General features: G+C 67.0%; 10 protein-coding genes and 3 pseudogenes. 7 read left to right on the top strand and 6 right to left on the bottom strand.

Features of this window, described 5'->3' with window-relative positions:
- Both ACRWNP_RS36280 and ACRWNP_RS36285 read right to left on the bottom strand, forming a co-directional pair.
- Nucleotides 1–250: hypothetical protein (locus tag ACRWNP_RS36280; RefSeq protein WP_431969150.1), on the bottom strand; the 250-nt coding region annotated here is incomplete at its 3' end.
- Between the two features lie 337 nt (nucleotides 251–587).
- On the bottom strand, nucleotides 588–1,232 hold the full coding sequence (locus tag ACRWNP_RS36285; protein ID WP_431969152.1) for a uracil-DNA glycosylase: 645 nt from the start codon (nucleotides 1,230–1,232) through the stop codon (nucleotides 588–590).
- Between the two features lie 485 nt (nucleotides 1,233–1,717).
- Here ACRWNP_RS36285 and ACRWNP_RS36290 point away from each other — a divergent pair, with 485 nt between their 5' ends.
- Nucleotides 1,718–2,290 (top strand): XRE family transcriptional regulator, encoded by a 573-nt coding sequence (locus ACRWNP_RS36290; RefSeq protein ID WP_431969154.1) that lies wholly within the window; start codon nucleotides 1,718–1,720, stop codon nucleotides 2,288–2,290.
- A 25-nt stretch (nucleotides 2,291–2,315) separates the two neighbouring features.
- Here the strand turns inward: ACRWNP_RS36290 and ACRWNP_RS36295 are convergent, their stop codons facing one another.
- Nucleotides 2,316–3,368, bottom strand: a complete 1,053-nt coding sequence (locus ACRWNP_RS36295; RefSeq protein WP_431969156.1) for an NAD(P)/FAD-dependent oxidoreductase — start codon at nucleotides 3,366–3,368, stop codon at nucleotides 2,316–2,318.
- A 290-nt stretch (nucleotides 3,369–3,658) separates the two neighbouring features.
- Here ACRWNP_RS36295 and ACRWNP_RS36300 point away from each other — a divergent pair, with 290 nt between their 5' ends.
- The 3 genes and pseudogenes from ACRWNP_RS36300 to ACRWNP_RS36310 all read left to right on the top strand — a co-directional run bounded on the left by ACRWNP_RS36300 (nucleotide 3,659) and on the right by ACRWNP_RS36310 (nucleotide 6,119).
- Nucleotides 3,659–4,363 (top strand): rhodanese-like domain-containing protein, encoded by a 705-nt coding sequence (locus ACRWNP_RS36300; RefSeq protein WP_431969158.1) that lies wholly within the window; start codon nucleotides 3,659–3,661, stop codon nucleotides 4,361–4,363.
- A gap of 247 nt (nucleotides 4,364–4,610) precedes the next feature.
- Nucleotides 4,611–5,003: pseudogene (locus tag ACRWNP_RS36305) on the top strand (MBL fold metallo-hydrolase); the annotation flags it as partial.
- A 201-nt stretch (nucleotides 5,004–5,204) separates the two neighbouring features.
- On the top strand, nucleotides 5,205–6,119 hold the full coding sequence (locus ACRWNP_RS36310; RefSeq protein ID WP_431969160.1) for an IS982 family transposase: 915 nt from the start codon (nucleotides 5,205–5,207) through the stop codon (nucleotides 6,117–6,119).
- 418 nt (nucleotides 6,120–6,537) lie between these two features.
- Here the strand turns inward: ACRWNP_RS36310 and ACRWNP_RS36315 are convergent, their stop codons facing one another.
- A complete protein-coding gene (locus tag ACRWNP_RS36315) occupies nucleotides 6,538–6,735 on the bottom strand; it encodes a hypothetical protein (RefSeq protein WP_431969162.1) in 198 nt (65 codons plus the stop codon).
- 155 nt (nucleotides 6,736–6,890) lie between these two features.
- On the opposite strand from ACRWNP_RS36315, the gene ACRWNP_RS36320 reads away from it, so the two are divergent.
- Nucleotides 6,891–7,625 carry an SOS response-associated peptidase gene (locus ACRWNP_RS36320; protein ID WP_431969164.1) on the top strand — a complete coding sequence of 245 codons (735 nt, stop codon included), beginning with the start codon at nucleotides 6,891–6,893 and terminating at the stop codon, nucleotides 7,623–7,625.
- A gap of 314 nt (nucleotides 7,626–7,939) precedes the next feature.
- On the top strand, nucleotides 7,940–8,227 hold the full coding sequence (locus ACRWNP_RS36325) for a hypothetical protein (RefSeq protein ID WP_431969166.1): 288 nt from the start codon (nucleotides 7,940–7,942) through the stop codon (nucleotides 8,225–8,227).
- Here the strand turns inward: ACRWNP_RS36325 and ACRWNP_RS36330 are convergent.
- Complete coding sequence (locus tag ACRWNP_RS36330) at nucleotides 8,193–8,978, bottom strand: DUF2188 domain-containing protein (protein ID WP_431969168.1); 786 nt, start codon at nucleotides 8,976–8,978, stop codon at nucleotides 8,193–8,195. The two genes, ACRWNP_RS36325 and ACRWNP_RS36330, sit on opposite strands and share 35 nt — an antisense overlap.
- 221 nt (nucleotides 8,979–9,199) lie before the next feature.
- Between ACRWNP_RS36330 and ACRWNP_RS36335 the strand changes: the two are divergent.
- A pseudogene (locus tag ACRWNP_RS36335) lies at nucleotides 9,200–10,317 on the top strand (ISAzo13 family transposase); the annotation flags it as partial.
- Here ACRWNP_RS36335 and ACRWNP_RS36340 read toward each other — a convergent pair.
- A pseudogene (locus ACRWNP_RS36340) lies at nucleotides 10,300–10,647 on the bottom strand (transposase); the annotation flags it as partial. The pseudogenes ACRWNP_RS36335 and ACRWNP_RS36340 overlap by 18 nt on opposite strands.
- Nucleotides 10,648–10,716 lie beyond the last annotated feature (69 nt).

The raw sequence follows: 10,716 nt of genomic DNA on the forward strand, positions 1-10,716 counted from the left end.
TAGGGGTGACCGAAGCCGCATCGTGATCCGGGCGATATCCCGCCGGGCTGGTACCACGGACCCGCCGGTGTGAGGGTTGCTGGCACTCGCTACCGATCTTGAGGTCTGTTATGTCAGGTCTGCCGTTCGTCGCCCCCTTGATAGTGCTGGCCTCCCTGCTCTGGGCGATACCACCGCTCCTGTATCCCCGGCGGCGACGGGTGGGCGTCACCATCGCCGTCTCACACCTCATTTTGACGCTGTCGATCACCCGACCTTGGACCGAGGACTGGTACTGGCACGACGGAACATGGCTGATGCTCGTCTTTGGGCACGGCACGCTCATCGCGCTAGGAAGACTGGGCTTCGAACTCAGCTCACTCCGCACCCGTCGCCGCCGCACGGCCTCCCGCCTCCCGGCCCGCGACGAGGCCATGTGCCTGGAGGCAAAGGAGCAACCCTCAAAGTCCTGGTAGAGGGCCGGCCCGCACTCCCGCCCAGCATCGGCGTGTCTGTTGTCACGGTCGGAGCGCGGCCGGTACCGCCGTGGTGAGGGACTATGCCCGCGCCCGTTCGATGTTTCCCGAGGCCGTACGAGAACAGGACCTCTACAACTGCCCGCCTGTGCTGCGGAGCACATCACCGACTCTCTGGTAGGAGTCGATACGGTGCTGTGCGCGGCGGGCGCGTTCCTCCAGGTCTCGCACGAAGAGAGCCTGCCGACCGGGGTGGTAGGTGCTGACCACTTCCAGGGTTCTATCGCGGACGGCTTCGGGGTGTGTCTTGAGCAGGCGGCGCCACACATCTTGGGCTTCGTTGCCCTGGAGGAGCACGACCTCTGCCTTCGGCATCAGCCCCAGCAGCTGTTTCAGGACCTCGGCACCAGCCTGGAGCTCCGCCGCGTTCGGTGAGCGGTTGATGTACCAGGGATAGGCGTTCCAGGGAGTGACGTCACGCGGCACTATCCCGGCCTCCTCGAAGATCTGGGCCTGGAGCTCCGCCGTCGGGTCATCATTTTCCACACACAGGAATCCCGAGCCGCCACCTTCCTGCGTCTTGGGGCCTGGGTCCCGAAGAATGGACAAGACGCGAGCCTCTGCTCCCCCATGCCAGGGTGCGACATGTGGCATCCAGCCACGCCCGTCCTGCTCGCGCAAGGCATCGACCATCTCGTTGACCGGACGGACATGGGGGTCATAACGCCCCTGTTCCTGCTCAACTCGGAACGCCTCTTCACGCATCCGTCTTGCCATGCTTCCTCCAACGCCGCCGGCACCATCGCAGAGACCCTAACGGGCATGTCTGACAGCGCTTGATCGGAACTGCCCCACGGGTACAGGCGACAAGTGGCGAATGACGCGATGGCGGTTGCGGGCAAGCCTGCCGGTGGAGCCCTGAGCATCACAGATAGCCACACCCCATGGCCGTAGCTATACGAGAACAGGGCACACCAAAGCGGCGGCCCACAAGCTGATCGCCGCCCTGGTCCCCCTTCAGATCGTCGTGCCGGCGAGGATCGCCCCCGCCAGCCCCATCACCACCGGCGCGGACCCCCACGAGGAGGAAGGCCGGCAGGAAGCGCAGCGCCAGCGGGGCGGTGATCAGCCTGGAGCTCCGCCGTCGCCTGCGCCAGCACCTCCGGGTCGAGCCGCTAGCCGAACATCACCGTCGCGGACTGCTCAGTTGCTGCTCGAACTCGAATTGGAAGGGGCTATGCCGCTTCGGGCAATATCAGGGTGTGAACAGCGCGAAGAAGGACGTTCTGGATGCGGTCGGGCCCCGTCTGCGGGAGCTGCGTCGCCGGCGGGGGATCACGCTGGCTGAGCTTGGCCAGCGGACCGGAATCAGCGAGAGCACGCTGTCTCGTCTGGAGGGCGGCAGTCGCAAGCCGACTTTGGAGCTGCTGCTGCCACTCGCCGAGGTGTACGCGGTGCCCCTCGACCACCTCGTAGGCGCGCCCCGTACGGGAGACCCGCGCATTCACCTGCGCCCGGTGACCCGGGGAGGCATGACGTTGGTACCCCTCAGCGATCCCGGCGGCGCCCAGGCCTACAAGCTTCTCATTTCACCCGCGCCCCACAGCGAGCCGGAGCTGCAGACCCACGAGGGTTTTGAGTGGATCTATGTGCTCGCCGGACGGCTCAGGCTGCTGCTGGGCGAGCAGAGCCTGAGCCTCAATCCGGGCGAGGCCGCGGAATTCGACACGCACGTGCCGCACTGGATTGGCGCCGACGGCGACCAGGCCGTCGAACTTCTCATCCTGCTCGGACGCCAGGGAGAACGGGCCCACCTCCGGGTCCGCGCCACCTGACCCGGTTGCGGTGAGGGCGCGGTGCTCAGTTCCCCCCGGGGAGGGGGCCCAGCCCGTGCGCACGGCTGCCCAGCACGCGCCGCGACACCTCGGCCTCCATCGCCCCACTGAAGACTCCACCGTCCTTCGCCGCGCGGGCGGAAGCTTCCGCGTCAGCCTTCAGCAGGTCCATGTGGATCGCGGCGGCCGCGGTGGTTCCGGCTGCTGCCGCGACCGGAACCCCGGCCAGCACATCGCTGACGTTCCCCGCTGCCCACACGCCCCGCACTCCGGTGAACCCGGACGCGTCCACCCGGAGCTGTTCCCCCAGACCCATAGGGTGTTCCTGCATCGTCACGCCCAGCTCGCCCAGGAAACCGGCGCGCGCGAGGAACCGGGGGGCGACCACCAGTTCCTGGACCGGCACCACCGTGCCCGACTCCAGCCGCACGCCCGTCAGCTGGTCCTGACCGTTGACCTCGAGCCCGGTGGCCTCACCGTCGACCACGCCGATACCGAGAGCGGCCAGCTGCTCCCACTGTTCGTCAGTCAGCTCCGTTCCAGCGTGCAGGAACAGCGTGACGTCCTTGGACATCTGACGGAACAACAGTGCCTGGTGGAAGTTGCCGAGCACCCCGATGACCTTGTCCCGGACTTCCCAGCCGTGGCAGTACACGCAGTGCAGCACGTCCCGCCCCCACCGTTCGGCCAGCCCCGGCACGTCCGGCAGCACATCGACCAAACCAGTGGTCACCAGCACTCTGCGCGTCCGTACGCGCTGTCCGTCCTCGGTGACCACCCAGAAGCCCGCGCCGTCCCGGGAGATCCGCGCGACCTGCCCCGAAGCGACGCGACCGCCGTACGAAGCGACCTCCTCGCGCCCGAGCCGCAGTAGCTCCAGGGGAGAGATGCCCTCGCGGCCGAGCACACCATGGGCGCCGGCAGCCGGAGCATTGCGGGGCTCACCCTTGTCGATCACCAGAACCGACCGGCGCACCCGGGCCAGATTCAAAGCACCGGAAAGGCCGGCGGTCCCACCCCCGACCACCACGACGTCCCAGGTCTGTTCACCATCTCGTATCAACTCGAACTCGCTCATGCCGTCAGCGTGCGACGGCGCCACGGGTGTAGCAACGGTTCATGCTGTCTTGGCAAGACGCCCCGGTAGCCCGCCGCCGGCGATGGCCCGCCGATCGGCCGACGGCCCGGACCACGCCGACCTTCTTGCCGGTTCGGCAAGAAGATTCGTTGCCTGCGGACGCGTGTGTGCAGGCTGCGTCCAGACAGTTCTGGCTCACAACCGATAGCCGGTATCTCGAGGACCCGGTCGTGTTCCCTCATTCGTTGGGAATTCCTCCGGCTGGAGCGGCATGTCGGTAGTCGAAATACTTGGGGAAGCAGCAGATGGAAAATCGCCACGTCGTGATCATTCCGATCGAGATCGATGAGGATAAGGAGGCCGCTTATCTCGCCGCATGGCAGGATGCCGCGGAGGTGATGGCGGCGCAGCCCGGTTTCCTTCGGACGTACATGTTCCGCACGATCGTTCCGGGGAGCAAATTCCCTCTCGTCAACGTGGCGGAATGGGAGTCCACCGGTCACTGGGAAGAGGCGATGAATGTCTGTCCGATGATGGGACAGCAGATAGCCGTCGTCCATGCCTCGAACTACGAGGCGATCCGGACGGTGCTGCCCGCGCAGGGCCTGAGTTCCGCCGATGGCCGCATGCCCGCTGACCTGTCTCCTGTCGAGGCGCGTCGCCGCGCCGTGGACGGGGAACTCACGCTGGTCGATGTCCGTGAAGACGATGAATGGGCAGCGGGTCACCCGGCCGGTGCCGTCCACGCCGCGCTCAGCACATTGCCGGCGTCGCTGTCGGATCTGCCTGACGGTCCACTGGCCTTCGTCTGCCGCACGGGCAACCGCAGCGCGCAGGGCGGCGTGCAGGCGATCCGCGCGGGCCGGTCCTCCGTCTACAGCGTGGCGGGCGGCCTTGAGGCGTGGGAAGCAGCGGGGCTGCCGGTCGTCCTTCCCGGCAGCGAGAGCGCGGAGAACAACGGCGATCGCGCCGCAGCTGCAGTACGCGAGGGCTGACGAAAGCAAAACCGGCAGATAACCGTCGCATACGTCCGCCGGCATGAGGCCGGCCGGATACGCCATCCGCCCGCAGTCTTCGGAAAAGCCGCTACCGCGCCATTCCAGACGGTGACCGTTTGCGTGATGGCCCAGGACATGAGAACCGCGGATATCGCGAGCGGTTCGGAGTGGCGGAACAGTTCCGGAGCTGCGGCGGCGGCTTCCCGAAACGGAATTACCCGGGTACGCCGAGAGGAGTCACACCATGTTTTTTGTCGACACCCTGGAGTTCGAGGGGCTGGGCAACCGTAGCTATCTGGCAGGGGGGCGGAGCGCGGCGGTCGTGGTCGATCCGCCGCGGGACGTCGATCAGGTGATCGCCCTCGCCGCGCGGCGAGGGGTGCGCATCGCCTACGTGGCGGAGACGCACGTGCACAACGACTACGTCACCGGCGGGCTGGAACTGGCCCGCCTCACCGGCGCCCGCTACCTCGTCCCGGCCGGCGCCCGCGTCTCCTTCCCTCGCCATCCCGTTGTGGACGGGGACGTGTCCGAGGTGGACGAGTACCTGGTGCTGCGTGCGATAGCCACCCCGGGCCACACCACGCACCACACCTCGTACGTCCTGGAGGAGGAAGGAAGCCCGGTGGCTGCTTTTTTGGCCCAGCACCCAGCTCTCCACCTCGCCCGTGGTGACGCAGTGCGCCAGAAGGCCGCGCACTCCGGCAAGGACCGCGTTGATCCGCCGCTCACCACGCACCTCGGCGCCTGGCCCGGCAACCACTGTGCTCTGATCACTAGATGAATGAGTCCAAGGGATCGCCTGCGGGCATGAAGCGAGGGCGTCCAATGTCGGTGTGTGAAGACTGACCTGGACACCCTCGCAACGGCACTCTATGCCCGGATCGATGACGAGTTGAAGGCTTCGCCGTGGTTGGCTCCTGCGCGGCCCGCTGTCGGGATCGCCCCTACGCTCAGCGACGCTGAGCTGCTCACGCTCGCGGTCATGTCCGCGCTGCTCGGCTACACCTCCGAGCGGCGCTGGCTGCGTCGGGTCGGCCGGGACTTTTGGCACCTGTTTCCCTATGTGCCCGGCCAGTCTGGCTACAACAAACGGCTGCGGGCCGCATCGACGCTGTTCACACACATGATCCGCATCCTCGCGGCGGACACCTCCCTGTGGAGCGACGACGTGTGGGTGGTCGACTCCACCCCGGTCGGCTGCGGCTGCTCGCGGGAGACCGCGAAACATTCGGACCTGGCCGGCTGGGCCCAATACGGCTACTGCGCGTCGCATTCGCGGTACTTCTGGGGCCTGAGACTGCACCTGGTATGCACCCTGGGCGGACTGCCGATCCTGTTCGCGGTCACCGGGGCCAAGGCCGACGAGAGGGAGACGCTGCGCGACATGCTCGACACCGCACCGGACGTCCTGGCCTCCCATCCCGGGCAGACGATCACCGGGGACAAGAACTACTACGGGCGCGAGTTCGAACGCGACCTGACCGAGCGTGACCTCAACCTGCTCCGTCCGGCCCGCAAGGGAGAGCCCGAGCGGGCCGGAGCACACCTGTTCAAACCGCTGCGTCAGGTCATCGAGTCGATCAATCAGACCTTCAAGGGACAGCTGGACCTGGAGCGACACGGCGGCAAAAGCCCCGCCGGCGTCGCGGTCCGCATCCTGAGCCGCATCCTCGCGCTCACCGCCGCGATCTGGCACAACGATCACACCAGGCAGCCCATCAAGCGGTCACTGATCGCGTACGACTACTGACCGCAACAGCATCCCTTGGACTCATTCATCTAGCCGGGGCGTACTTCAGCCACACCATGAACAGCCCCAGGTCGCGGGCCGCCTCACGCCAATCACGCCCTGTCTTCAGGCACCACCGCAGGTACAAGGCGACGGAGTTTGCGTAGGCCTTCGTCGTCAGCTCTGCCCGATCCTGGCCAAAACGCACGTGCCGCATCCATCTGTCGACAGCGGGAACTACGGCCAGATCCGAGTCCAGCACCGTCCAGTACCGAGCACCCGACGGCATGCACACCGGGAAAACACGCACCGCTCACATCCTTTGCTCCATAGCCGACCCGCAACGGCATGCCACAGAGCAACACCCCCGGAGAACCGTCGCTCAACGCCTAACTAACGAGGCGCCTTCGAGCAACGTCACACCACACCCGCGTGACCCTCAGAGAAGGTCCCAATAGCGCATCGCGCCTCGGACGTCGGCGAGTGCCGCGGCCGGTGGCAGCGGCTGCACCACCGGCGTGACATCACCGAGCAGCTCCAGCAGCTGCCGGTAGGTGACCTCGGGCAGACGGCGGTCCATCACCCGCACATGCAGCACGTGCGCGCCGCGCTCGGCGCGCAGGGTTTCGTCGTTCATGGTCACCACCTCCCACATCCTGTACGCATGTTCGAGTTTGGCGGCGAGGCTTCGCGTGCCACATCCACCCCTGGGAGTGACAGAGGAAACGCGCAGGTGACAGCGCTATCGAAGCCCGACACCGCTCTCAGAGGACGGCGTGGCAGGCTGTGGGCATGTGCGGCCGCTATGTCTCCATCCGACGCCCCGAAGACCTGGTGCAGCAGTTCCGGGTCACCGAGTGGAATCCCGAGGCGCTCGTGGCGCCGAGCTGGAGCGTCGCCCCGACCAACCATGTGTGGTCAGTGCTGGAGGGCGTGGACCGTGAGACCGGTGCGCTGGAGCGGCAGCTGCAGCCGCTGCGGTGGGGTCTGGTCCCGTCCTGGGCCAAGGACCCGGCGATCGGCTCCAAGATGATCAATGCCCGGATGGAGACGGTGCACGAGAAGCCGGCCTACCGCCGGGCGTTCACTCGGCGCCGCTGCCTGCTGCCGGCCGACGGCTTCTACGAGTGGGTCCCGGTCCCGGCCACCGAGGAGCGGAAGGCCTACAAGCAGCCCTACTTCATCAGCCCCGAGCAGCAGGACCAGGGCATGGCCTTCGCGGGCCTGTACGAATGGTGGCGGAACAAGGAGGTCGCCGCCGACGACGACCCCGGCGCCTGGCTGGCCACGTGCACGATCATCACCACCGACGCCACCGACGCCGCCGACCGGGTCCACCCCCGCATGCCGCTGACCATCGCGGCCGCCGACTACGACGCCTGGCTCGACCCCGAACACCAGGACCTCGACGAACTCCGCGCCCTGCTGACCGCACCGGCCAGCGGTCACCTGGCCGCCCGCCCCGTGAGTACGGCGGTCAACTTCGTCCGCGACAACGGACCCCACCTGCTCAACACCGTCTCCTGACCGGCGCCGCCTCGCCACATCAGCGTGCCCGTAGATGGTGGGCGCGAGTTGCAGTTCCGGCTCCCGCAGCGCTTAAAGCTCAAAGTCGACGCGCCGCAGAGGCCCCGGAGGCCACTACCAAAGGCCTTGCCGTTCATGCGGCGCGTCAACCGATGTCACCAGCCTGCGCCTCACCAGGAGACAACGCACCTCGGCCAAGGCGCCCCATCCAATAGGCATCTGCGTCAGTACCTGGCTTATGGCTCAAAACGGTTTATTTCGATCATTCATGGCAACCCGATGGGCGACACGCATTCCGTATTGAGGAGTCCACAATGATCATCCAGAAAATGCACGACATGGGCATTCGCAGTGAGCATGCCTACCTGGCGGGCATGGCCTCGATCGGTCTGTCCATCGCTTCGTGGGTCACCAGCCTCACCATGGAACCCGGCGCAGGCCTCGCCCGTGCCGACCGCTGGGGAATCTACGTCGGTGAATGGGCCCCGACCTTCTTCGGCCTGGGCCTGGCGTTGAGCCAGTACGAGCAGGCGGACGGCACGCTCCAGGAGAGCGACGTCCACCACCTCAAGGACAAGATGAAGGAAAAGGCGGCCGCCTGAGACGCTCCTGGCCGACCATGGAGCGCGCTCTGAGGCCGGCCAGGTCGCCCCGTGGAAGCAGCGGGTCCACGGGGCTATACCGTCTGCTGGCCGCGCGGTGCGAGCGAGCTGCGCGCCGTCGCGGCCGGTGCGGCCCGCGGCGACGGTCAGCGCGGTACGACTCGACCTGCGCCGTCGAGGCGGCCGCCACCGCCCCGAGGGCGCGGCGGGGGCGTACCGGCCCGGCCTGCCCGACTGGCTGCTGGTTGTTCTGGAGGTAATGAGCCGGGGGGCGGCGTGGGTCGTTGCCGTAGGTGTATTCGGTGCGGATGCCTCCGTTTCGCGGGCGTCCGTGGACGACGACCTGTGCGGGCTGGTGCTGCTTGGCCTGTTCCCGGGCGGCGTCGATGGCCTGCCTTTGGGTGGTGTGGGGTTCGCGTAGCTCGCGGCGGCCTTCCTTGTGTTCGACCTGCCACTTCTGTTCCGACGCAGGGTTATCTGCTGGGGTGACGTGATAGACGGTGCGCTTTGGCTGTTTTGTCATGTCTCCTCCTCCAGGCGGTGACTGCGCGCCTGCATGTCTCGGTGGGGTCATCGACCGTGTCGGGACGTCGCTGGGGCTGAGGTCGCCGCGCAAGCGGTGGACGCGGACGGGGTGGCGCCAGCGTCCTTGATCGACGGCGGCGTCGCCGTGGAACTCCGCGACGAGGTCGGGGCGAATGGGGGTGAAGTTGAGCGGCTCCCGGCTGCCCCAGCGGGAGGACACGCGCATGCCGTGCCAGGGGTGGTCGGGGCTGGCCTGCTTCAGCAGACCGGCCAACTCGCTTCGTACGGCAGCCGGCAGGGGGGTGCTGCGGGCGACCAGGTGGAATTGTCCGTCGGGGGTGTAGCGGCCGAGCAGGACCGTGTCCGGGCGGGTGAGGCTGCCGGTGATGGCGCCGATGATGGCTTCGGCGGTGTCGCGGTGCCGGTATTTGAGCCAGCCTCGCCGCGGTCGATACCAAAGCCAAGGAATGGCTCGGCAAGCGCGACCGGCCGGGCCGCACCTGGCGGCCGGGCAAGGACCCGATCAGGGTCGACTGCCACACCTTCACCACCAGCGAACAGCCGGTGGCCATTCCCTACGGAATCTACGACATCGCCACCAATACCGGCTGGGTCAACGTCGGGACCGACCACGACACCGCCGAATTCGCAGTGGAATCCATACGCCGCTGGTGGCAGCGCCGCGGACGGACCGACCACGCGGACGCGACCCGATTGTTGATCACCGCCGACGCTGGTGGTTCCAACGATCCCCGCCGCTGGACCTGGAAGAAGCACCTGGCCGCATTCGCCCTGGAGAGCGGACTGGAGATCACTGTCTGCCACTTTCCACCCGGCACATCCAAATGGAACAAAATCGAACACCGGATGTTCTGCCACATCACCGCGAACTGGCGAGGACGGCCACTGACCAGCTACGAGGTTGTCCTCAAGACCATCGCCGCGACGACCACCACGACCGGGCTTTCGATCGGCGCCGAACTCGACACCGGTAGTTATCACCTCGGCACGACCGTCACGCCCGCCGAGTTCCACGCTCTGCCGATCACACCGAGCACGTTCCACGGCGACTGGAACTACACCCTCGCACCTGCCCCGCCCAAGCCTCCCGAGGTGCCACGGACTCGTCGCCGGATCGACCCGGCCCTGACCGAACTGCTGACCGACCCGGCCCTGACGGGCATGGACCGTTCCGACTTTGACCACTTGGTGGCTATCTCGGAGCCGTACTGGGACGCCTTGGCCGAGGCCGCATTCCAACGGCGCTTTCACCGTCCGCGCAGCTATCTCCACCCGCAGACCAGCAGCGTGGACCACTACCACCGGCTGCTGACGGCGCTGTTACGCCGCCGCAGAGCAGCGACCAGTACGCTCCTGGCTCACTTGCTGGGCGTCACCCGCAGCAACCTGTCCAATCAGTCCCAGGACGGGTACCGTCTCCTGGACCTGCACAAAATCACCGTCACACCATTGCCCGGAGCGCCGGCTCGCACCCTGGAGCAGATGAAGGCCCGTGGGACGCCAATCGAAAGACACTCCACAGATCAAACCTGACAGTTATTCAGAATACAGGCCCCGGCGGTGTCGGTGTACTGGCGCTGAACGCCGACCGTGTGCGTGCCCTTCTTCACGTCCCCGGTCTCGTCGACCACCAGCACTGCACCCTCGTCGTGTAGATGCTCCAGGACGTACTCGCGCACGTCATCGCGCACGGCGTCGGCATCCCATCGGGCCCGGCCGAGCAGGTGCTGCATGCCGTCCGGGGTGGCCACTCCGGCCCACTCGGCGATGCTCCAGCAGTTCTTGCGTGGCAGGTCCGACAGCAGCCCCAGCATCAGATCCCCTACCCGACGCCGGGGTTCAACCCCGGCGAACCGGCCGGCTATCCGGCTCATCAGGCCCTCGAACGCTTCCTGCCAGCGAGCAGGGTCTACGCTGTGACCTGCGGCCACCGCAAAATCGTT

This window comes from Actinacidiphila sp. bgisy160 (assembly GCF_965342435.1).
In the GTDB taxonomy this organism is placed as follows: Bacteria; Actinomycetota; Actinomycetes; order Streptomycetales; family Streptomycetaceae; genus Actinacidiphila.